At 43.4% G+C, this 23139-nt stretch carries 20 protein-coding genes; 13 read left to right on the top strand and 7 right to left on the bottom strand.

The features are described 5' to 3' along the window. Nucleotides 1-25: 25 nt before the first annotated feature. The 3 genes from ftsX to ftsY form a co-directional block, all read right to left on the bottom strand. Nucleotides 26-1012 carry a permease-like cell division protein FtsX gene (gene ftsX / locus JF50_RS04710; RefSeq protein WP_039608339.1) on the bottom strand — a complete coding sequence of 329 codons (987 nt, stop codon included), beginning with the start codon at nucleotides 1010-1012 and terminating at the stop codon, nucleotides 26-28. After that, nucleotides 1009-1713 carry a cell division ATP-binding protein FtsE gene (ftsE, locus tag JF50_RS04705; RefSeq protein WP_039608338.1) on the bottom strand — a complete coding sequence of 235 codons (705 nt, stop codon included), beginning with the start codon at nucleotides 1711-1713 and terminating at the stop codon, nucleotides 1009-1011. Before ftsE ends, ftsX begins: the two co-directional genes overlap by 4 nt. A gap of 75 nt (nucleotides 1714-1788) precedes the next feature. Continuing rightward, nucleotides 1789-3960 (bottom strand): signal recognition particle-docking protein FtsY, encoded by a 2172-nt coding sequence (gene ftsY, locus JF50_RS04700; protein ID WP_080760115.1) that lies wholly within the window; start codon nucleotides 3958-3960, stop codon nucleotides 1789-1791. Between the two features lie 288 nt (nucleotides 3961-4248). Here ftsY and rsmD point away from each other — a divergent pair, with 288 nt between their 5' ends. The 12 genes from rsmD to JF50_RS04635 all read left to right on the top strand — a co-directional run bounded on the left by rsmD (nucleotide 4249) and on the right by JF50_RS04635 (nucleotide 17160). Beyond that, nucleotides 4249-4836 (top strand): 16S rRNA (guanine(966)-N(2))-methyltransferase RsmD, encoded by a 588-nt coding sequence (gene rsmD, locus JF50_RS04690; protein WP_039608337.1) that lies wholly within the window; start codon nucleotides 4249-4251, stop codon nucleotides 4834-4836. Between the two features lie 173 nt (nucleotides 4837-5009). Then, nucleotides 5010-5225 carry a 30S ribosomal protein S21 gene (gene rpsU / locus JF50_RS04685; RefSeq protein ID WP_010362466.1) on the top strand — a complete coding sequence of 72 codons (216 nt, stop codon included), beginning with the start codon at nucleotides 5010-5012 and terminating at the stop codon, nucleotides 5223-5225. A 21-nt stretch (nucleotides 5226-5246) separates the two neighbouring features. Next, nucleotides 5247-5693, top strand: coding sequence for a GatB/YqeY domain-containing protein (locus tag JF50_RS04680; RefSeq protein WP_039608336.1), 447 nt, complete (start codon nucleotides 5247-5249; stop codon nucleotides 5691-5693). Between the two features lie 76 nt (nucleotides 5694-5769). Next, nucleotides 5770-7527 (top strand): DNA primase, encoded by a 1758-nt coding sequence (gene dnaG / locus JF50_RS04675; protein WP_039608335.1) that lies wholly within the window; start codon nucleotides 5770-5772, stop codon nucleotides 7525-7527. A 103-nt stretch (nucleotides 7528-7630) separates the two neighbouring features. Next, a complete protein-coding gene (gene rpoD / locus JF50_RS04670) occupies nucleotides 7631-9472 on the top strand; it encodes an RNA polymerase sigma factor RpoD (RefSeq protein ID WP_039608334.1) in 1842 nt (613 codons plus the stop codon). A 180-nt stretch (nucleotides 9473-9652) separates the two neighbouring features. Next, on the top strand, nucleotides 9653-10528 hold the full coding sequence (prmA, locus tag JF50_RS04665; protein WP_039608333.1) for a 50S ribosomal protein L11 methyltransferase: 876 nt from the start codon (nucleotides 9653-9655) through the stop codon (nucleotides 10526-10528). 278 nt (nucleotides 10529-10806) lie between these two features. Next, nucleotides 10807-11778, top strand: a complete 972-nt coding sequence (gene dusB, locus JF50_RS04660; RefSeq protein ID WP_039608332.1) for a tRNA dihydrouridine synthase DusB — start codon at nucleotides 10807-10809, stop codon at nucleotides 11776-11778. Nucleotides 11779-11793: 15 nt separating this feature from the next. Continuing rightward, the gene (gene fis, locus JF50_RS04655; protein ID WP_010374122.1) at nucleotides 11794-12084 is read left to right on the top strand and encodes a DNA-binding transcriptional regulator Fis; all 291 of its coding nucleotides are present in this window, start codon (nucleotides 11794-11796) and stop codon (nucleotides 12082-12084) included. Nucleotides 12085-12337: 253 nt separating this feature from the next. Beyond that, on the top strand, nucleotides 12338-13924 hold the full coding sequence (purH, locus tag JF50_RS04650; RefSeq protein WP_039608331.1) for a bifunctional phosphoribosylaminoimidazolecarboxamide formyltransferase/IMP cyclohydrolase: 1587 nt from the start codon (nucleotides 12338-12340) through the stop codon (nucleotides 13922-13924). A gap of 101 nt (nucleotides 13925-14025) precedes the next feature. Then, nucleotides 14026-14856, top strand: a complete 831-nt coding sequence (locus JF50_RS04645) for a class I SAM-dependent methyltransferase (RefSeq protein WP_039608330.1) — start codon at nucleotides 14026-14028, stop codon at nucleotides 14854-14856. Between the two features lie 14 nt (nucleotides 14857-14870). Then, entirely contained in the window at nucleotides 14871-16154 is a 1284-nt protein-coding gene (gene purD, locus JF50_RS04640; protein WP_039608329.1) for a phosphoribosylamine--glycine ligase, read from the top strand. 193 nt (nucleotides 16155-16347) lie between these two features. Further along, nucleotides 16348-17160, top strand: coding sequence for a DUF2797 domain-containing protein (locus JF50_RS04635; protein ID WP_039608328.1), 813 nt, complete (start codon nucleotides 16348-16350; stop codon nucleotides 17158-17160). Here JF50_RS04635 and JF50_RS04630 read toward each other — a convergent pair. Next, nucleotides 17136-19652, bottom strand: a complete 2517-nt coding sequence (locus JF50_RS04630; protein WP_039608327.1) for an EAL domain-containing protein — start codon at nucleotides 19650-19652, stop codon at nucleotides 17136-17138. The two genes, JF50_RS04635 and JF50_RS04630, sit on opposite strands and share 25 nt — an antisense overlap. Nucleotides 19653-19729: 77 nt before the next feature. On the opposite strand from JF50_RS04630, the gene JF50_RS04625 reads away from it, so the two are divergent. Continuing rightward, nucleotides 19730-20032: a hypothetical protein gene (locus JF50_RS04625; RefSeq protein WP_039608326.1), complete on the top strand. Its 303-nt coding sequence runs from the start codon at nucleotides 19730-19732 to the stop codon at nucleotides 20030-20032. Nucleotides 20033-20037: 5 nt separating this feature from the next. Here JF50_RS04625 and JF50_RS04620 read toward each other — a convergent pair whose 3' ends face one another. The 3 genes from JF50_RS04620 to JF50_RS04610 all read right to left on the bottom strand — a co-directional run bounded on the left by JF50_RS04620 (nucleotide 20038) and on the right by JF50_RS04610 (nucleotide 23132). Next, the gene (locus JF50_RS04620; RefSeq protein WP_039608325.1) at nucleotides 20038-20955 is read right to left on the bottom strand and encodes a histone deacetylase family protein; all 918 of its coding nucleotides are present in this window, start codon (nucleotides 20953-20955) and stop codon (nucleotides 20038-20040) included. Nucleotides 20956-21053: 98 nt separating this feature from the next. Next, complete coding sequence (locus JF50_RS04615; protein ID WP_039608324.1) at nucleotides 21054-22625, bottom strand: serine hydrolase; 1572 nt, start codon at nucleotides 22623-22625, stop codon at nucleotides 21054-21056. Nucleotides 22626-22631: 6 nt separating this feature from the next. After that, nucleotides 22632-23132, bottom strand: a complete 501-nt coding sequence (locus JF50_RS04610) for a gamma-glutamylcyclotransferase family protein (RefSeq protein WP_039608323.1) — start codon at nucleotides 23130-23132, stop codon at nucleotides 22632-22634. Between the last annotated feature and the right edge of the window lie 7 nt (nucleotides 23133-23139).

Below are 23139 nucleotides of genomic sequence, written 5' to 3'. Positions count from 1 at the left end.
CAACACAGTCTGCTAAAAATGAAAATCAGACCTTCTCAGGTTCAATTTCACGAATATATTTTTGTACAGAAAGGTAAGAGCCGATAAAGCCCAAAGAAATTGCTAACAAGAGTAAAGAAAACAGCTCTGACAGATTTAAACCTTCTAATACAAAGTTACTCTGATACACACCCACAACCAGCGATACAGCAGATTCCAGCCACCAAAGCATCAGTACAACACATATAAAAGCAACTAAGCCACCGACAACTCCATACCAAATCCCAGTCCATAGGAAAGGAGTGTGAATAAAAGTATTGGTCGCCCCGACAAGCTTCAACACTTGTATCTCTTCTTTTTTATCCATAATAGACAAGCGAATAGTGTTACCAATAATCAGAACAACCGCACTGAGCAGTAGCAAACCAACGGTAAATACACTTTCTTTCAACAGCCCTAATAGTGCATTCAAACGCTCAAGCCACTCAATATCCAACTTTCCAAACTCGACCTCACGCTCTCCTTGTAGCTTTTCAAGCAGTACCTGAGCACTTTCTGCACCTCGATGACGTTTAGTTGGTGTGACCAAAACCACGCTTGGTAGCGGGTTTTCTTCTAAATAATCCAGCGCTTGCCCAAACCCAGAGATTTGCTTGAACTCTGTTAGCGCCTCAGAGCGAGAAATAAAGCTGACAGAGTCCACTTCCGGATAGAGAGCTAATCGTTTAACTAATGTTTGCGTCTCTTGCTCGGTGATCTCTTCTTTAACGAATAATGAAATCTCCGCCGCCTCTTGAAAACCACTACTGACTTTTTGTACGTTTTTAACGACAACATATAAAGTGGTCGGCAAAGTTAAGCTTAACCCCAATACTAATATGGTCATTATTGATGCCATAGGCGTACGCCACATTTCGCCTAAGCTATGTACACCATGACGAAATATCGTAATAACAAAAAAATACAACTTTAAAAACAGCGATTTATCCTGACTATTAACCTGATTACCGCGCCCTTTAAATAGCAAACTCATAACGAATCTCCTATAAAGTCACCTTTTAAAGGATCAACAGCCAAAGGGTCTTGTAGCATACGTCCGTGGTCCAGCGTCAAACTGCGATACTTCATGCGAGCAATGAGCCCCAAATCATGGGTCGCAATTAAGACCGAAGTACCGTGACGGTTGAAGTCTTCAAACAGGGTTAAGATTTCCATAGATAATTCTGGGTCTAGGTTACCAGTCGGCTCATCGGCGAGCAAAAGAGGAGGTGAATTAACAATGGCTCTCGCAATGCCTACCCGTTGCTGCTCACCGCCAGACAATGTGCTCGGTTGACATTTTACCTTATCTAACAGACCCACTTTATCCAGCGCAGCATGTACCCGCTTAGTAATGTGCTTACGATGCGTCCCTTCAATAACGAGCGGCAAAGCAACATTATCAAAGATGTTGTAACGCTCCAGCAGTCGGTGATTCTGAAATATAATGCCAATATCTCGGCGAACAAAAGGGACTTGGCGGTTAGAGATGCTATTTAGGTCAACATCGTTGATGGATACCCTCCCTGCTGACGGACGCTCCATTAAACTGATCAGCTTTAACAAGGTGCTTTTCCCCGCGCCACTGTGACCAGTTAAAAATGCGAGCTCACCTTTGCCAAGCTCAAAGCTCACTTTCTCGAGCGCTCTGTGACCTCCAGGGTAAGTTTTGCTTACTTGTTCGAATTTAATCATATACGACCTACAAAATGCGTATGCTCTGTCCTTATAGAGAAAAAGCGCCTCGATTAGTCGGGCGCTTTTTTGCTTTTAACTTTTCTGTTCATCATCTTGGCTAAATAACGCCTCGATAAAATCATCGCTCTTGAACGTTCTCAAGTCATCGATACCTTCACCCACACCGATATAGCGAATTGGAATTTTAAATTGATCAGCAACGGCGAAAATAACACCACCTTTTGCAGTACCATCTAATTTAGTTAGCGTGATACCAGTTAAACCCACTGCTTGGTCAAATAGTTTAACCTGACTAATGGCATTTTGACCCGTACCTGCATCAATCGTCAGCATCACTTCATGGGGTGCATCTGGGTCAAGCTTTTTCATTACTCGTGCAATTTTTTCAAGCTCTTGCATCAGGTTATCTTTGTTTTGTAAACGACCCGCCGTATCAGCGATCAGCACATCCACATTTCGGGCTTGAGCCGCTTGAAACGCATCAAATACCACTGACGCACTGTCCGCACCGGTATGCTGAGCGACCACTGGAATATCGTTACGCTCGCCCCATACTTGTAACTGCTCTACAGCTGCCGCTCGGAATGTATCTCCTGCTGCAAGCATCACAGACTTACCTTGTGACTGGAACTGTTTTGCCATTTTACCGATTGTGGTCGTTTTACCGACACCATTCACACCGACCATTAAAATCACATATGGTTTTTTGCCTGTATTGATTTCTAGTGGTTGCTCAGCATCCTTTAAGATCTCAGCCATTTCACTTTTCATCAATTCGTACAGCGCATCACCATCTTTTAACTGCTTGCGATCTGCAGCATCAGTCAGATTATCAATCAGCTTCATGGTGGTTTCAACACCCAAGTCAGCGGTTAATAACTGAGTTTCTAGTTCCTCAAATAAGTCATCATCAATTTTCTTGCCGCGGAAAATTGACGCAAAACCAGAACCAATATTTTCTTTTGTTTTAAGAAGTCCCTGTTTTAAGCGTGCAAAAAAGCCTTTCTTCTTTGGCTTTTCTGCTTCAGCTTGCTCTTTGGCTAGACGCTCAGCTTCTTCGCGCTCTGCCTGTTCTTTCGCTAGACGTTCTGCTTCTTCACGCTCTGCCTGTTCTTTGGCTAAACGTTCTGCTTCTTCACGCTCTGCCTGTTCTTTGGCTAAACGTTCTGCTTCTTCACGCTCTGCCTGTTCTTTCGCTAGACGCGCTGCTTCTTCACGCTCAGCTTGTTCTTTGGCTAGACGTTCTGCTTCTTCACGCTCTGCCTGTTCTTTGGCTAAACGCTCAGCTTCTTCACGCTCTGCCTGCTCTTTGGCTAAACGCTCAGCTTCTTCACGCTCTGCCTGCTCTTTGGCTAAACGCTCAGCTTCTTCACGCTCTGCCTGCTCTTTGGCTAAACGCTCAGCTTCTTCACGCTCTGCCTGCTCTTTGGCTAGACGCTCTGCCTGCTCTTTGGCTAGGCGTTCTGCTTCTTCACGCTCTGCCTGTTCTTTGGCTAGACGCGCTGCTTCTTCACGCTCAGCTTGTTCTTTGGCTAAACGTTCTGCTTCTTCACGCTCGGCTTGCTCTTTGGCTAGACGCTCAGCTTCTTCACGCTCAGCTTGTTCTTTGGCTAGACGCTCTGCTTCTTCACGCTCGGCTTGCTCTTTGGCTAGACGCTCAGCTTCTTCACGCTCGGCTTGCTCTTTGGCTAAACGCTCAGCTTCTTCACACTCTGCCTGCTCTTTGGCTAGACGCTCTGCTTCTTCACGCTCGGCTTGCTCTTTGGCTAGACGCTCAGCTTCTTCACGCTCTGCCTGCTCTTTGGCTAAACGCTCAGCTTCTTCACGATCTGCCTGTTCTTTTACTAAACGCTCAGCTTCTTCACGCTCTGCCTGTTCTTTGGCTAGACGCTCTGCTTCTTCACGCTCCGACTGCTCTTTGGCTAGACGCTCTGCTTCTTCACGCTCAGCTTGCTCTTTGGCTAGACGCTCAGCTTCTTCACGCTCTGCCTGCTCTTTGGCTAGACGCGCTGCTTCTTCACGCTCGGCTTGCTCTTTGGCTAGACGCTCAGCTTCTTCACGCTCTGCCTGCTCTTTCGCTAGGCGTTCTGCTTCTTCACGCTCAGCCTGCTCTTTGGCTAGACGCTCTGCTTCTTCACGCTCAGCTTGCTCTGTGGCTAGACGCGCTGCTTCTTCACGCTCGGCTTGTTCTTTATCGGATTTACCAAACCCCAACCAAGATAAAAATTTGTTTTTCTTTCCCATAACCAACTAATACCATATAAGTTTGTATTGTGATTTAGCAGCCATAACCGTATCTATGATCACCACTATTAAACGCAAAGCTGTATAACGCTGCACACATGCGCACCGCCATCTAATACTGTTTGCCAAAATGTTGGGATTTGTACAAAGACCTTAATAATCACACAAAAGACTTTGTGATAATTGTTATAATCACTAAGTTAACGCCATAATATGCGCTTAGTGTATCATGTTCCAAGTAGATGAAAAATTTATAATCGAGTGCAATAAACTCGATAGTGAAAATATATGAAAAAAAGAAAGCCTCAAACCCGCACTGACGGCCATATTCGAATTATCAGTGGTAAATTTAAAGGTCGTAAACTGCCAGTAAAAGACGTTGAAGGCCTCAGACCCACAACTGACCGTATAAAAGAAACCGTATTTAATTGGTTAATGGCAGACACACGTGATGCCAACGTGCTAGATTGCTTTGCGGGCTCTGGCAGTTTAGGCTTGGAATCTCTATCGCGTTTTGCCAATACAGCGACCTTTATAGAGTTAGATAAAACCGCAGCTGCGCAAATCAAACAAAATATACAGACGCTCGCATTAGATAATGCACAAGTTATTCATACTAGTGCGCTAGACTACTTAAGTAAAAACGAGCAAAACCGGACTTTTGATATTATTTATCTCGATCCACCATTTAGAAAAGACCTACTTTCACCTTGTTGCGAATTACTCGAAAGTGCCGGTTGGCTTCATGATGAGTCATTAATTTATGTTGAATTTGAAAAAGAAGCACAGCCTAACCTCCCTGCTAACTGGCAGTTGCTAAAAGAGAAAAAAGCTGGCCAAGTGGTTTGCATGCTTTTTCGCCGAGGCCACCAATAACGGGATAAAACGCACTAAAGAGATTAACGCATGACACAATTATTCAGATCCGCTATAATTTGATCTTTACACGCGGTCTCGCTTCGGCTTACAATACCGCACCATTTTTGAACCAATTGACCATTTTTCGGTCAATTTGAGCCAAGCTCATTATTTAGGTAGGTGAATTTTTAATGCCAGTAATTAAAGTAAGAGAAAACGAACCGTTTGACGTAGCACTTCGTCGTTTCAAGCGTTCATGTGAAAAAGCAGGTATCCTTTCAGAAGTTCGTCGTCGCGAGCACTATGAAAAGCCAACTGCAGAGCGTAAGCGTAAGAAAGCAGCAGCTGTAAAGCGTCACATGAAAAAGCTTTCTCGTGAAAACGCACGTCGCGTTAAACTATACTAATTAACATTTGGTCTTGTACATATGAGCTTATTAGCGACGCTAAAAGACGCCCAAAAGGAAGCAATGAAAGCCAAAGACAAACCTCGTCTTGCGGCAATCAGAGCAGCTCTAGCTGAAATCAAGCAACGTGAAATTGATAACCAGACAACGCTAGACGATGCTGGTATCACCTCAGTGTTGGTTAAACTGGTTAAACAGCGTAAAGACTCTTTCACTCAGTATACTGATGCGGGAAGAGAAGATTTAGCACAAATCGAGGCTGGTGAAATATCAGTACTTGAGTCTTTCTTACCTCAACCTTTGTCTGAGGAAGAAGTACTTGAGATGATCGATGCTGCTATCGCTGACACAGGCGCAGCTGGTATGCAAGACATGGGTAAAGTAATGGGTGTGATCAAAGCAAAAGCTGAAGGTCGCGCTGACATGGGCAAAATCTCTGGTTTAATTAAGCAAAGATTAAGCGCATAATTACCCACATACAAATGTATGAAATTAGTAAACCGAGCCTCGTGCTCGGTTTCTTCGTATAAGCGTTAGGAAAACTATGGCTGGCAAAATTCCAAGACAGTTTATCGATGATTTATTGGCAAGAACTGACATCGTCGAGCTTATTGATGGCCGTGTTGGTCTAAAAAAAGCAGGAAAAGACTACCAAGCCTGCTGCCCTTTTCACAATGAAAAGTCTCCTTCCTTTACTGTTTCTAGAGATAAACAGTTTTATCACTGCTTCGGGTGTGGTGCTAATGGTAATGCCATTTCATTTTTAATGGAGTATGACAAACTTGAGTTTGTTGACGCCATTGAAGAACTTGCCGGTATGTTTAATCTTGAAATCCCAAGAGAGCAAGGGCTTGGCGGACCACAGAGAAGCTTTGAAGAAAAGAAGTCTGATTATGACTTAATGATGCATACTGCGCGCTTTTATCAACAGCAATTAAATTCGCATAACAACGCAGGTCAAGTACAGGCTTATGTCAAAGGCCGTGGACTCTCTGAACAAACCGTCAATAAGTTTCAAATTGGATACGCACCACCAGAGTGGGATGCGTTACTTGGCAAATTCGCACGCAGCCCAGCTCAGCGACAACAATTGGTTGAATTAAAGCTCGCCAGTGAAAAAACGCCCGGCAGACAATTTGATTTTTTCCGCGACCGACTAATGTTCCCTATTCGGGATAAACGCGGCCGGGTAATCGCCTTTGGTGGTCGTGTTATGGGCCAAGATCAGGGGCCGAAATATCTTAATTCACCTGAAACACGTATATTCCATAAAAGCTTTGAACTGTATGGCTTTTACGAAGCTAAGCAAGCACATAAAAAATTAGAACAAGTGCTCATAGTCGAAGGCTACATGGATGTGGTGGCGCTCTCAGAGTACGGCATCGATTATGCGGTTGCAGCACTTGGTACTGCTACCACGCTAGAACATATGCAAACACTGTTTCGTAATACCGACAAAGTCGTGTGTTGTTATGATGGTGATAGAGCTGGTCGTGATGCTGCATGGCGTGCACTTGAACATGCATTACCAAACTTAAAAGATGGCAAATCTTTGGGGTTTGTCTTTCTACCGGATGGCGAAGACCCAGACTCCTTGGTTCAGCAAGAAGGCAAAGAGCGCTTTGAAGAAAGATTATCAGCGGCTGATGACTACAGTAAAGTATTATTCAACCGTCTGTGTGAGCAATGTGACTTAACCACTGATGCAGGTAAAGCAAAGCTACTCGCAGAAGCGGTACCGCTGATCAATAAAATTCCGAGCGAATTTTATCAGGAGTCTTTACTAACAACATTGGCAAGGCTCATAGGTAGAACGCGAGAACAACTCACCGCAAAACTATCAACACCTAAAAAACAACATAATATAGAACGCAAATTCAAAGTCACCCCAATGCGACGTGCAATCGGACTGTTATTACAACATCCAAAACTGGCAAATTGTGTTGATTACTTACCCGATCTTGCTCACATGCAACTACCTGGCATGGCGCTGTTTTTGAGGCTTCAACATACCAGTCTAGAAAACCCCAGTTACACCACTGCACATATATTAGAATCATTTAGGGATAGCCAAGATTATGAAGCATTAAAAAAACTCGCAACTTGGCAACATAATATACAAGAAGAGGCCTTGGAAGATGAATTTAAACACACTTTTAAATTTATTGAAGATCAGTGTTTAAATTTACGATTAGAGACCTTACTTATTAAAGACAAAACTGAGGGCTTAAATAGCGACGAACGACTAGAATGTGCGTTATTAACACAAGCTTTAAGCTCTCGTAGAACTGGTCAAAATTAATTTTTGGTGTTATAATGTTCTATTCACTGCGTCAACCAAAATAACGCTGTTTTTAGCTGGCGCCCGTTGTATAAACTTTATCAGAGTGGAAGCATAAATCTCTATGGATCAATCTCCTCAGTCACAACTCAAACTTCTGATTCAGAAAGGTAAGGAGCAAGGTTACTTAACTTTTGCAGAAGTTAACGATCACCTTCCACAAGACATCATAGATTCGGATCAAGTTGAAGATATCATTAGCATGATTAATGATATGGGTATTCAGGTTTCTGAAGCAGCCCCTGATGCCGATGAGTTGATGATGCAAGAAACAACCACCGACGAGGATGCAGCAGAAGCAGCGGCAGCTGCGCTAGCAACGGTAGAAAAAGAAATTGGCAGAACAACTGATCCAGTCCGTATGTATATGCGTGAAATGGGCACCGTTGAGCTACTGACTCGGGAAGGCGAAATTCTTATTGCAAAGCGTATTGAAGAAGGGATTAATCAGGTGCAGATTTCTGTTGCCGAATACCCTGAAGCAATCACGTATTTGTTAGAACAGTGGGACAAGTACGAAGCCGAAGAAATGCGCTTAAGTGACATCGTCACTGGTTTCTTCGACTCATTAGAAGATGACGAAGCAACTATCTCTGCAACGCATATCGGTTCAGAGCTAAGTGAAGAAGACTTAGACGATGAAGACGATGATGGAGAGGATGACGACGATTCTGAAGAAGGCGAGTCAGGCCCTGATCCTGAAGTTGCACGCGAGCACTTCGAAGAGCTTCGCTCACTTTACACCAGTGCGCGTCAGTGTTTTGAAGAAAAAGGCCGCAGTCATCCAGACGCACAAGCCGCTATCAAAGAGATAGGTGAGCTGTTCCGCAAATTCAAATTAGTACCTAAGCAGTTTGACCGTATGGTTAATAACATGCGTGAAATGATGGACAAAGTTCGTGTTCAAGAGCGTATCATCATGAAGCAAGCTGTTCAGATTGCAAAATTACCTAAGAAAACATTTGTTAAGCACTTTGCCAACAACGAAACTGATATTGCTTGGATTGACGCTGAAATTGCAGCGGGTGAAAAGCACTCAGATAAGCTTCGTGAAGTGAAACCTGAAATTGAGCGTTGTGTTAACAAGCTAAAAGCCATTGAAGAAAGTACAGGTTTAAGCGTAGAGCGCATCAAAGATATCAACCGTCGTATGAGTATCGGTGAAGCAAAAGCGCGCCGTGCGAAAAAAGAAATGGTTGAAGCGAATTTACGTCTTGTAATTTCAATTGCTAAAAAATACACCAACCGTGGCCTTCAATTCTTGGATTTAATTCAAGAAGGTAATATCGGTCTGATGAAAGCTGTTGATAAGTTCGAGTACCGCCGTGGTTATAAGTTCTCAACTTACGCAACATGGTGGATCCGACAAGCTATCACACGTTCAATTGCTGACCAAGCAAGAACAATCCGTATTCCAGTGCACATGATAGAGACGATTAACAAGCTTAATCGTATTTCTCGTCAAATGCTGCAAGAAATGGGTCGTGAACCTAGCCCTGAAGAGCTAGCTGAGCGCATGATGATGCCAGAAGACAAGATCCGTAAAGTGCTTAAAATTGCTAAAGAGCCTATCTCTATGGAAACACCAATCGGTGATGATGAAGATTCGCATCTTGGCGACTTCATCGAAGATACAACGATTGAATCTCCGATTGACTCAGCAACAATGGAAAGCTTACGCGGTGCAACTAACGAAGTGCTTGCAGGCTTAACTGCAAGAGAAGCTAAAGTACTTCGTATGCGTTTTGGTATCGACATGAATACGGACCACACGCTTGAAGAAGTTGGTAAGCAGTTTGATGTAACACGTGAGCGTATTCGTCAAATTGAAGCGAAGGCACTGCGTAAACTGCGTCACCCTTCTCGCTCTGACCTGCTGAAAAGCTTCTTAGATGTCAAAGGCTAAGAATACAAAATAAAAAAAAGGCCGCATCATGCGGCCTTTTTATTTGAATTTAAATATGTGCCTGTAATTGTACACATCAACACCTAGGTGCTCACATTCAGTAACAGTCATAATCACTGTTAGTCGATGTGTCATTCATCGCACAATGAAAACCAAAAGATATTTAATAGGAACAACATTATGGCTTGGATCCAAATCCGCATTGATGCTAACAAAGAAACAGCCGATCTGATCAGTGATTTACTGATGGATATTGGCTGTCCTTCTGTGACATTTATTGATGGCCAAAACACCCCTGTCTATGAACCTAAGCCGGGTGAAGTTATTTTATGGCCTGAGACAACTGTCATTGGCCTATTTGAAGCAACCCATGATATGCAATCTGTTGTTGATTACCTCTCTGAGCAAATGCCGGAAGCGCCTAAATACAAAATAGAGCAGTTAGAAGACAAAGACTGGGAAAGAGAATGGATGGATAACTTCCACCCTATCAAGTTTGGTGAACGTTTGTGGATCTGCCCAAGTTGGCGTGATATCCCAGATCCGGATGCCGTGAATGTGCTATTGGATCCTGGCCTTGCATTTGGTACAGGCACACATGCTACCACTTCACTCTGTTTACAGTGGTTAGAAGCACAAGACTTAAGCGGTAAAACCGTAGTCGACTTTGGTTGTGGGTCGGGTATTTTAGGCATTGCAGCGATTAAACTCGGCGCAGAACGCGTGATCGGTATCGATATTGACCCGCAGGCGCTTATCGCAAGCAGAGACAATGCACAGCGCAATGGTGTGGCTGATCAACTAGAAGTTTACTTACCAGAGAACCAACCAGAGTTTAAAGCGGATATTGTCGTTGCGAATATCCTTGCTCAACCGCTTAGGGAATTGCATGAAATTATCCTTGGATTCTTAAAACCACAGGGAGCAATTGCCATGTCAGGGATCTTAGAAGAACAAGCTCAATCTGTTGCTGATGTGTATGCACCGTATATTGAGTTAGATGCAATAAAACAAGAGGGAGAATGGACTCGAGTAAGTGGAATTACAAAACCATAACAAGTGTAACGACTATCTTCTGAGTTAGTATTCTATTACGCGTAAAGCCTGTACTTAACAGGCTTTACGCTTTTTTTACAGCTCGATAAACACGTCCAAATTTACCATTCAAAAATTTTTGAATAAATTTCCAGCAATTTATGCAGCGCTTCATATTGTTACCAAAAGTCAACCCAAAAAGTTCAAAAAAAAAACACTTATGTTCAATTTATAGCCTTTGATTTTTGCGAAAAAAACCGTAAACTTAGCGCCCCTTGAAATGAGGCAGATGAATAGCAGTGCGTATTGGTCCTTACCAACTTGATAACAATGTGATCGTAGCTCCAATGGCTGGTATAACAGACCGACCATTTAGACAATTATGTCGGCGTCTTGGCGCTGGACTTGCGGTTTCTGAAATGTTGTCATCAAATCCAAAGGTTTGGAAAACTGATAAATCAATGAACCGCATGGATCACTCTGGTGAATCAGGCATACGTTCAGTGCAAATTGCAGGAGCCGATCCTGAGCTTATGGCACAAGCTGCACAATTCAATGTCAAAAATGGCGCGCAAATCATAGATATCAATATGGGTTGCCCAGCCAAAAAAGTGAACAAAAAACTCGCAGGTTCTGCACTGTTGCAGTACCCGGATTTGGTTGAGGAAATAGTACAAGCCGTGGTTAGCGCGGTAGATGTGCCTGTCACCCTAAAAATCCGGACTGGATGGGATCCTGACAACCGCAATGGTGTTGAAATTGCGAAAATAGCCGAGCGCAATCGTATTGCATCACTGGCAGTGCACGGAAGAACTCGTGCATGCATGTACAAAGGTGACGCGGAATACGACACTATCAAAGCGATAAAGCAATCGGTTTCTATGCCTGTTGTAGCGAATGGTGACATAACGTCTCCAGAAAAAGCTAAGCAGGTTTTGGATTATACGGGCGCAGATGCCATCATGATTGGTCGAGCCGCCCAAGGTCGTCCTTGGATTTTCCGAGAGATCGACTATTATTTGCGAACTGGAAAACACTTACCAGCACCAGAGGTTTCCGAAGTGCGTGGTATTTTGATGGAACACCTAGTGAACCTCCATCAGTTTTACGGTGAACCAATGGGAGCGCGCATCGCACGCAAACATGTATCTTGGTATTTGCAGTCCCATGACCAAGAAGGTCAATTTAGGCGAGTATTCAATGCACTTGAGGAGCCAGAGGCGCAAATCGAGGCATTAGAAAACTATTTTGAAACACTAGCAGCTAACTAAGAAAGAGACATAAAGATGTTCGAACAAAATGTGACTTCTCCTTTTATCACTAACGCTCATGTTCAGTCACAAGAGAAACCGCAACCACTGCGCGATGCAGTAAAAAAAGCTGTCCACCACTACTTAAAGCAGTTAAATGGTCAAGACGTGCAAGATGTATATGAGCTAGTATTATCAGAGCTTGAAGCACCTTTACTTGAAGAAGTAATGACTTACACACGTGGTAACCAAACTCGTGCTGCAATCTTACTAGGTATCAACCGTGGTACTCTTCGTAAAAAGCTTAAAAAGTACGGCATGAACTAATCCGTATTTAAGCTGAAAACGTCCAAATTAGGGCGTTTTCACCCCTTATTGCCTCTTTCCTAAAAAAACTCTCTTACTCCATTTATCTGAAAAAAATAAGGCATAATGTCCTCTTATCGACTAATTGATAGGTAAAGTTCAGTATTTCTCAATCTCGTTAACATCATTTCCATCGTTTTCTCATCCTAGTTGAGCTAAAATACAGCCTTTCTAAGCTAGCCCTTAACTAATCATTGAGGAAATCAAAACCATCATGGATATACATCGTCCTATTCGTCGCGCACTTTTAAGCGTGTCAGATAAAACTGGTATCGTTGAGTTTGCCCGTGCTCTTGCTGAGTCAGGTGTTGAACTTCTTTCTACAGGCGGTACTTGTAAACTCCTAGCCGATAACGGCATTCAGGTAACGGAAGTATCTGACTACACAGGCCACCCAGAGATCATGGATGGTCGCGTGAAAACCCTCCACCCTAAAGTACACGGTGGGATCTTGGGGCGTCGTGGCCAAGATGAAAATGTTATGGCAGACAACAATATCTCTGCTATTGATATGGTTGTAGTTAACTTATACCCCTTTGCACAAACTGTTGCAAAAGCTGACTGCAGCCTAGAAGATGCGATTGAAAATATCGACATCGGCGGCCCAACCATGGTTCGCGCAGCAGCAAAAAACCATAAAGACGTAACGATTGTGGTTAATGCCAGCGACTATGACCGCGTGTTGTCAGAAATCAAAGCAAATGATGGTTCAACAACGTATAAGACACGTTTTGACCTTGCGATTGCAGCCTATGAACATACAGCGCAGTATGACGGCATGATCGCAAACTACTTTGGTAAGCTCGTTGCTGACTACACAGAAGAAGCAGCTGAGGAAACTAAATTCCCGCGCACGATCAATATGCAGTTCACTAAAAAGCAAGATATGCGATATGGTGAAAACTCACACCAAGACGCAGCTTTCTATGTAGAGAACGACATTGAAGAAGCATCAGTTGCAACTGCGAAGCAATTGCAAGGTAAAGCGTTATCATACAATAATATCGCAGATACCGACGCGGCACTTGAATGCGTTAAAAGCTTCGAAGCACCTGCATGTGTGATTGTTAAACACGCAAACCCGTGTGGTGTGGCAGAAGACAAAGATATCTTAAGTGCATACGACAGAGCATTTAAAACAGATCCAACCTCTGCGTTTGGTGGCATCATCGCTTTCAACCGTGAGCTAGATGTAGACACTGCAAAAGCGATCATTGAGCGTCAGTTTGTGGAAGTGATCATTGCACCAAGTATCTCTGCAGAAGCTGCTGAAATCGTCTCGGAGAAAAAGAATGTTCGTCTTCTTGAGTGCGGGCAGTGGGCAGCTAAATCAACCGGTGTTGACATTAAACGCGTCAATGGTGGCGTGCTTATCCAAGATCGCGATCAGGGTATGGTAACACTGGATGATTTAACGGTTGTTTCAAAACGCCAACCTACAGAGCAAGAGCTGAAAGACTTATTATTCTGCTGGAAAGTCGCGAAATTCGTTAAATCAAATGCGATTGTGTATGCCCGCGACGGCATGACCATAGGTGTAGGTGCAGGCCAAATGAGCCGTGTTTATTCAGCGAAAATCGCAGGTATCAAAGCCGCAGACGAAAACCTTGAAGTAAAAGGTTCTGTCATGGCCTCTGATGCATTCTTCCCATTCCGTGATGGTATCGATGCAGCCGCTGAAGCAGGCATTACCGCCGTAATTCAGCCTGGCGGTTCAATGCGTGATGAAGAAGTGATTGCCGCCGCTGATGAAGCAGGTATGGCAATGGTCTTCACTGGAATGCGCCATTTCCGTCACTAATCGATTTGCGCGAAACGTTTAACGTTTCGCGCTTTTTGTTTGCACCAAATTCAAGTATTCTGACCAAAAGACAATCACAATAACCTTGAAGGAACTGAATAATGAAACTAGGTATTAAAGCATTAGTCACAGCAGGTATCGTCGCTGCAGTAGCAGGTTGTAGCAGCACAACAAGTTCTGATAGTTCAACTGTCAGCATTGCAAAAGCAGCGCAAAGTAGCGAGCGCGCAGAAAATAATCGTGCCCGTGATAAATACCGTAATCCAGTCCAAACATTGGAGTTTTTTGGTTTAAAGCCGGATATGACCATCGTTGAAATCGCACCAGGCGGCGGGTGGTATACAGAAATCCTAGCGCCAACTGTAAAAGGCCAAGGTACTTTATATGCAGCACACTTCCCTGCTAACTCAGAGAGGGAGTATTACAAAAAATCGTTAGCTGCGTTTAAAGACAAGATTGCCAACGATACACGTTTTAGCGAAATCAAAGTGACTGAATTTTCAGCTTTAACACATCATGATATCGCACCTGCAGGCTCTGCAGATATGGTCTTAACTTTCCGTAATGTTCATAACTGGTACATGCGCCCGGGTGATGAAGGTGTGCTTAAATCATTCAAAGCATTCCATACAGCACTTAAGCCAGGCGGCATTTTAGGTGTGGTAGAGCACCGCTTACCAGAACATCGCGATACTGAAGATCAAAAGCGTTCAGGTTATATGAAGCAAAGCTATGTCATCGAAATGGCAAAGAAAGCAGGCTTTGAATTGGTAGCAAGCAGCGAAATCAACGCTAACCCATTAGACAGTGCAAACCACCCTCACGGTGTTTGGACACTGCCACCTAGACTTGCGTTAGGTGAAGAGAAATCTGCGCAGTATAAGGCGATTGGGGAAAGCGACCGTATGACTTTAAAGTTTAAAAAGATTTAATAGGAAACAATGCCATGAATGTACTTGTCATTGGCAGCGGTGGCCGTGAACACGCACTTGCGTTCAAAGCCGCTCAAAACCCATCAGTAAAAACTGTATTTGTAGCACCTGGTAACGCAGGAACCGCTTTGGAGCCAAAGTTAGAAAATGTTGCTATTGGCGTTGAAGACTTGGATGCGCTAGTTGCATTCGCCAAAGAAAACAAAGTTGAGCTGACCATTGTAGGCCCTGAAGCACCGTTGGTTATTGGTGTTGTTGATCGTTTCCGCTCTGAAGGTTTGGCCATTTTTGGCCCGACTCAAGCTGCGGCGCAGCTAGAAGGTTCAAAGTCATTTACCAAAGACTTTTTAGCCAGACACCAGATCCCGACAGCTGCTTACCAAACCTTCACTGACATTGAGCCTGCAATTGCTTATGTCAAAGAGCAAGGTGCCCCTATTGTTGTTAAAGCAGATGGGTTAGCAGCTGGTAAAGGCGTTATCGTCGCAATGACCGAAGCAGAAGCAGAAGAAGCAATTCGCGATATGCTTGCAGGTAATGCATTTGGTGATGCGGGTAGCCGTGTGGTGATTGAAGAATTCTTAGAAGGTGAAGAAGCGTCATTTATCGTTATGGTTGACGGTAAAAACGTATTGCCTTTTGCCACCAGCCAAGACCATAAACGTGCATACAATGGCGACCAAGGTCCAAATACAGGCGGCATGGGTGCATACTCTCCAGCGCCAGTTGTGACCAAAGACATTCACGACCGCATTATGAATGAAGTGATTCACCCAACAGTAGAAGGGATGGCGGCAGAAGGCCACCCTTATACTGGCTTCCTATATGCGGGCTTGATGATCACGGCTGATGGCACACCTAAAGTTATCGAGTATAACTGTCGTTTTGGTGATCCTGAAACACAGCCGATCATGCTGCGTTTACAATCAGACCTTGTGTCATTGATTGAGGCTGCAAACCGTCAAGAACTAGATCAAACTGAAATACAGTTTGACCCTAGAGCCGCTGTCGGTGTTGTATTGGCGGCAAAAGGCTACCCTGCTAGCTATCCAAAAGGCGATGCGATTTCAGGTCTTCAGGTCAATTACTCTGAAGGTGAAAAAGTATTCCATGCAGGTACTAAACAACAGGGCGATGACGTCGTGACAGCCGGTGGACGGGTGTTATGTGCAACTGCACTGGGCCATACTGTAACAGAAGCACAGAAGCGTGCTTATGCGCTGGTTAAAGACATTAACTGGGATGGCGTAGAGTACCGTACAGACATCGCTTATCGTGCCATTGCACGTGAGCAATGATCTTTAATCGGAAGACATTGATAAAACGGCTCTCCATGAGCCGTTTTTTATTTAAGATACCAAAACGCAAATAAAAACAAAAACCAATATCAATTTCAAATTATTGAAATATATAATTTTTTTAACTTTACCATTGGTATTTTCAAACTGACTTGCTAGGATCTCCTTTTGTATCATCTTTAGGGGCGTAAAGATGCAGGGCACGTTAAGTAAACTAAAAGCCAGCCTTACCAATCCAATTCAGTACCAGCTGCCAATTGGCGACGAGCTGGTTAATCTCAATGACTATTTTGACAAAGAAATTACCTTAACTTTTACAGGTAATATCTATTGCTGCAGTTGCGGTAAAAAAACCAAAAAGAGCTATTCTCAGGGCCACTGCTTTGTATGTATGAAAAAGCTTGCTAGCTGCGATATGTGCATCATGAAGCCTGAAACGTGTCACTATGATCAAGGCACATGCCGAGAGCCCGAGTGGGGAGAGGCCAATTGTATGATCCCGCACTATGTCTATTTAGCCAATACATCAGGACTCAAAGTCGGTATCACACGACATACCCAGATCCCAACTCGCTGGATAGATCAAGGCGCAACCCAAGCTCTACCTATTTTTAAAGTGCAAACACGCCTGCAATCAGGCTTAGTGGAAGTGGCCCTTGCCAATTTCATCGCAGACAAAACCAATTGGCGCAATATGCTAAAGGGCATTAATCCTGAATTAGATTTGAAGCAAAGTGCACAAGTGTTAATTCCTCAGATCCAAGAAAAGCTCGACGAGCTGGCTGAGCTATTTGGTGCAACTGCGATTGAGCGTTTAGATGAAGAAGTTGTAGACTTAACCTTCCCTGTTGAGAACTACCCAACAAAAATAAGTTCCTTTAACTTTGATAAAGAGCCGACCGTCAGCGGCGTATTAAAAGGGATTAAAGGGCAATATCTCATTTTTGAAAAAGGCGTCATTAATATTCGTAAGTTTACTTCCTACGAAATCAATTTCTCCGCTTGATAAAATTCATACCAAGCCGCTTGCGAAAGCGGCTTACAATACAAATACCCCTGCATCGCATGACAACCCAGTTTTTGTAAAAACCGCATTTGCTCGTGCTTTTCGACGCCTTCAGCGACAACATGTAACTTCAATGCTTTGGCCATTGCCACAATCGCACTGACAATTTCACTGTTGCCATACTCATCAGGTATTTTGGCTATAAAACTGGGATCAATTTTTAAAATGTCGATTGGTAATTTAGTAAGGTAACTCAGTGCAGAGTAGCCGGTGCCAAAGTCATCCAACGCGATACTGACTCCCATTTTTTTCACTTTACTCAGTACCTCTTTCGCTCGTTGGAAATTACTGATGAAGCAGCCCTCTGTCAGCTCTAATTCAATTTGATGTCCATGCAGATCATATTTGGCTAACGCTCGATTGAGTGTCTGTACTAGATCTCCCTGAGTTAGATGCTGAGCCGATACATTAATAGCCAAGTGCCTGACATCAATATTTAATCTCCTCCAATGAGCAAGTTGAGCACACGCCCTATCAATTACCCACTCATCAAGCTTCACAATTAAGCCTAATTCTTCAGCCAATGGAATAAACTGAGCAGGAGAGATCATGCCTAAATTGGGGTCATGCCATCGCAACAAACATTCTAAACTAGTGATGCGACCGCTAACCAGACATTTTAAAGGCTGAAAATAGAGCTCAAACTCACCATTTTCAAGTGCGCTTTGAAATCGGCTTTGCATGGACAACCGCTCAAGTGAACGTGCATTCATAGACGCTTTATACATTTGAAAAGAATTACGTCCTAGCTCTTTTGAACGATACATGGCCACGTCCGCGTGTTTTAACAAGCTCTCACTGTCAAGACCATCATCTGGGTACATCGACGCCCCCAATGACGCGGTAGCGGCCACTGCGATATTGCCAAGATCAAAAGACTTATTAAATTGTAATAGCAATTTATCAGCAAACGACACCACCGAATCCATATCGGCAACTTCGGTCAACAGCACTACAAACTCATCACCTCCTAAACGAGCTAACGTATCCCCTTCTTTTAAAATCCCCTTAATGCGATCGCTCACCTGAGTCAGCAGCTTATCGCCAGCACTGTGACCCAATGTATCATTCACTTCCTTAAAACGATCTAAATCGATAAACATAACGCTGAGTTTATGCTGATCACGATGTGCTGATGCCAAAGCCATAGACAATCTATCATAGAATAACCGTCGATTAGGTAGCCCAGTCAGCTCATCAAAATAAGCTAAACGTGCTATTTTTTCTTCTGCATTTTTACGCTCTGTAATATCACTGAATATCGCGGCATACAGCGTTTCATCGCTATAAGGGTCGTTAATTTCAATGATTGTAAGCCATTCAACATAGATGTCTCCGCTTTTTTTCTTATTACAGATCTCTCCCTGCCACACCCCTTTCTCTTTTAATGCAGCCCACATTTTGTCGTAATAATTTTGATCATGCATGCCTGAACTGAGCAAGCTGGGCTTTTTACCGATGACTTCATAGTCTTGATAACCAGTTAATGCACTAAAAGCCGGGTTAATTTGAATGATTTCCCCGCTCCCTCTTGTGATCATAATACCGTCAAGGGAGGCATCAATAATTCGATTAGCAAGGTACAAATTCTTCTCTGATTTACGCAGGGCAATATCTCGCTGCGCTAAAACATTCTCTAACTCGCTGCAGTAAGCAGTTTCTATTTCAGTCAGTACATTTTTAAGTGCCAATAACCCTGCCACAGCATTTGACACTTTGTCTCTCACCACCAAATGCCGAATAGATTTAGCTGTCATCTTACGATAGGCATCAAATAAACTTTCGTCTGGTGTCATGGATAGCATAGGATAGCTCGCAAGTTCCCAACATGGCATTTGCCACTGCGGATCTAAAATTGCGTATGCAATATCTCGCTGTGTAATTATGCCGTACTCTTGTTGCTGACGATGATAGACCAGCACTGCCGTGGCTTTATTACGGCGCATCTGTTCAATCGCTTCACTCACACATTGCGAACTGTCAAGCACACTCACAGTCTTATCAAAATGATCCTCAATGGGACGAAAATGTAAGTAGTGATCTAATCCCTGATTGCGAACAATGTCAGACAAAGATACAACGCCTGCTGGTGTGTTGTTTAAATCTTTCACGAGTAAGTGACGGATCCCAAGTTGATGCAACTTGATAGTGGCTTCACTGAGGGTCTTATCCAACGAGATATCGTAAACCGGAGAAGTCATTACCTCACCAATGGGCAGCTGAGCGAGGTTAATGTGCTTAAGATCAAGCTTCACACAATCGGATTCTGTCCAAATACCAACAATGTCTCCAGCATGTGTAATAAAAATGGAACTAACACTGTGTTGACGCATTTTTATCAACGCATCATATAAGCTAGTAGACTCATCACACGATAATAAGCTAGCCGAAAACACGTCTTTAATTTTCAGTTGACGTGAATCACCTATCATAAGCACTTTCCTCGCAATCTAACTACCATCTTGAGTATACTTAGGTGCTTGTGGCTAACTTTGACTGAGAACAAAAAATGACGATTAATTCATACCCATTAGTGCTGATATTCGACCAAAGTATAGAATACATTGACAGTGAGGAAGAAATGCAAGAAAGCCTCTTTTACTTGTCTGAAAATCAAATTAAAACAGCTACCTGCATCTTACTTGACGGAACTTTTAAAGCACTTGATGGCGCGCAAAAAACACCTTACAGCTATGATGATTTAACGCTTTTAGTGCAACAAAAGCTTGTCTCTGAAGGACAGTGCTGTACGGCAAAAATACAAATTACAAATATAGAACAAGTGTTTAGCTTGATGGAAGCGACGTTATGAGCCAACTAGAATTCGGCTAAAGTTCGGATATGCGTTTCGACACTACGCCCGAGAGAAGATAAATCATACCCCCCTTCTAAATAAGAAATAATGCCCCGGCAATTAAGCTCATTGTTTAACAGGGCAATTTGTTGGGTTAACCAGGCGTAGTCACTTTCCACAAATTTAAGCCCGCCCATGTCATCTTCCAGATGCGCATCAAATCCGGCACTAATAAATATCAGCTCAGGTTGAAACTGTCGTAACTTAGGAAGCCATTGCTGAGAATATAACGCTCTAAGATCAGCACCATCACTAGCCACAGGCAACGGAGAGTTCACGATCGTATCGGTGTTTTCAATCTCAGTATTGGGATAGAAAGGATATTGAAACAAGGAGCAAAAAAGCACATTAGGATCTGATTTCACAATCGCTTGTGTTCCATCTCCATGATGGACATCAATATCTAAAATAGCGATGCGTTTAACCCCTTTGCTTTGAGCGTATTTAGTGGCAATCGCTACATTATTAAAGACGCAAAACCCGGCAGACTTACCTTTATCCGCGTGATGTCCTGGGGGCCTGACGGAGCAAAACGCCGCATCAAGACGACCATCAAGCACTTCATCAACAGCCATAATACCCGCACCTACAGCACGCTCGATGGCCTTCAAAGAGTCTTTGCATAAAGAGGTATCACCGTCCAAGTCTATCAACCCTTGTTCAGGTATCGACGTTAATACTTGCTCGATATGCTGAGCATCATGTACAAGCGCATAGTGCGATTCATCCGCTTTTGGCGCCATCAAGTGCGTCACTGCAATGTCTAACCCCGATGCCAAAATGCGGTCAGAGATGGCATCCAAACGCTGAGGGCACTCTGGGTGCTCAGCAGTCATTTTATGCCTACGACAAAGCGGGTGAGATATAATGGCTGTGCGCATATCGCTGTCCTTAAAATCCTGAATTGACAGTGTATCAAAGCACTGTATTGAGTGCCTTGATACTTTGGTTTGATATTTTTAGTCAATAAACGGCCACATTACTGTGTTGGCGCCACGGCCACTAACCCTAAGTTATGAAAATCGAAACTAAAATCTGTAATTTTAGGATTTACCCATTCCATATCAGCACTTTTGATTTGTTGTTTATCATCTAATTTAAAATGAATATAAGCATCTGCTTCTAGCAATTTTTCATGCCACTTCACCACAAACGTATTGCCGTCATGATGGTGTAATATACCTTTGAGCGCCTTTGTGTGAGTAAAGTCAATATGTAGCTGCCCTGAGATTTCCTCCACGATAACATCGCCATACCACGGACTTCTCAAAGTACCCGTGTAATGGTTAAGTGGTAAATTTGCGACTTTGGACTCTACCTTTTTTGGACCCAAATCAGCGTATAATGATGTACGCTTTTTGTGATACGCTTGATAACTTTGCGCAACCCACTCTTGTGGCTCCAATCCAAGTGCTTGCTCAAAGACTTCATTGGTGATGGCGCGAATGGCAGGGTAAGCATGCTGATTAGATAAAATCACCACACCTAAGCCTTTTTCTGGGATCATCGCAACCTGTGAGCCCATCCCTAAAATCCCCCCCATATGACCGACACGTTTATAACCAAAGTAACTTTCAACTGCCCAGCCTAGCGCATATCCTTTGAAATCTTGCTCAAATGCGATGCGATCGGCTTCTTTTGGTATACGCATAATTTGTGGATGCCATAGGTACTGGTGTGTATCGCGGCCTATTAACTGCTTACCTATCGGTGTTTGACCTTCATTAACCTGTGTTTGTAACCACTTAGTCATATCCGAGACATTAGACGCGATGGCGCCAGCACCACGAAAGTCTTCTAAATAGTCGCCCACAAACTCTTCTAGCTGACCGTCATACTTAATTGTTCCGGTCGCAAAATTTTTATTCGCTTTATCAATACGAGAAAATGACGCATAGGAATTTTTAATCCCTACTTGGGGGAAAACTCGCTTTTCAATAAACTCTTGCCAGCTGAGACCGCTTACCCTCGCAACCACTTCACCGGCGACCACAAACATCAAATTGTTATAGTGATACTCAGTACGCAATGGTGCGATGGGTTTAATGTGCTTTAGTCCAGCGAGTATTTCTTTTATAGACTTGTCCGTGTCTGGCCAGATCATGAGATCGCCAGCACCTAAAGCAAGACCACTACGATGACTGAGTAAATCACGGATAGTCATTTGTTCTGTGAGCTGTTCGCTATACAGTTGGAATTCTGGTACATGAGAAATAACAGGATCCCCCCAGTTCAATTTACCTTCCTCAACCAACATCGCCAAAGCGGTTGCTGTAAATGCTTTACTGTTAGAAGCGATACCAAATAAGGTATGCTCATCCACCTCGCCAGCCTTACCAAACTGCCTTATGCCATACCCTTTGGCTAAGACGACTTTCCCGTTATTTACAATCCCAATCGCCAACCCGGGGATTGCAAAGCTATCCATGGCTTGTTGCACTGACTTCTCTACTTCAGCCAACTGAGGTGCCGTTAAAGCGACCACGCTACTACTCATCAACAAAGTCGTTGCACAGCACAATGTGCGCCAAAGAGCTTTTTTCATATCCATATTGCCTTATCTGTTATAAATATTTAACTCTGATGCCTGTTTATCTTTATTTGCATCTTTAGTGCTTTTTTGCGCCCTGATATGTTCAATATAAAACTCAGGGAAATCCTGTTCTTGAGCACCGACAAGAACATGGTTTAGATACCAATCAAAAGGTAATTCATCACTTATAAATGTATTGGCCACATAGCAGTATACCTTAGCCGCGCTTGCGTTCTGCATAGTCACATCTAATTCAACACGCTCATATCGCGTACCTTCAATAGCATCTAGTTGATCCATTTCAAATTGAGTGAACTTATACACTGCACCATAAACAATATCCTCTTGTGTTGCTTTTACGATATTGCACTTGGCCGAACCATCAGTACTCAACATATCAAAGGCCAGCCGATACCCATGTAATACTGCACTTGCGACTAAACGAACATGGGGCAGACGCGCCTTAAGTCTAAGTGATGATAGGTTGGAACCATAAGCAAAATATAAATATTCTTTCGCATTCATTAACACA

Origin of the sequence: Pseudoalteromonas luteoviolacea (assembly GCF_000814765.1) — a bacterium.
Classification (GTDB): domain Bacteria; phylum Pseudomonadota; class Gammaproteobacteria; order Enterobacterales; family Alteromonadaceae; genus Pseudoalteromonas; species Pseudoalteromonas luteoviolacea_H.
This window is presented reverse-complemented; position numbering and strand designations above follow the sequence as displayed.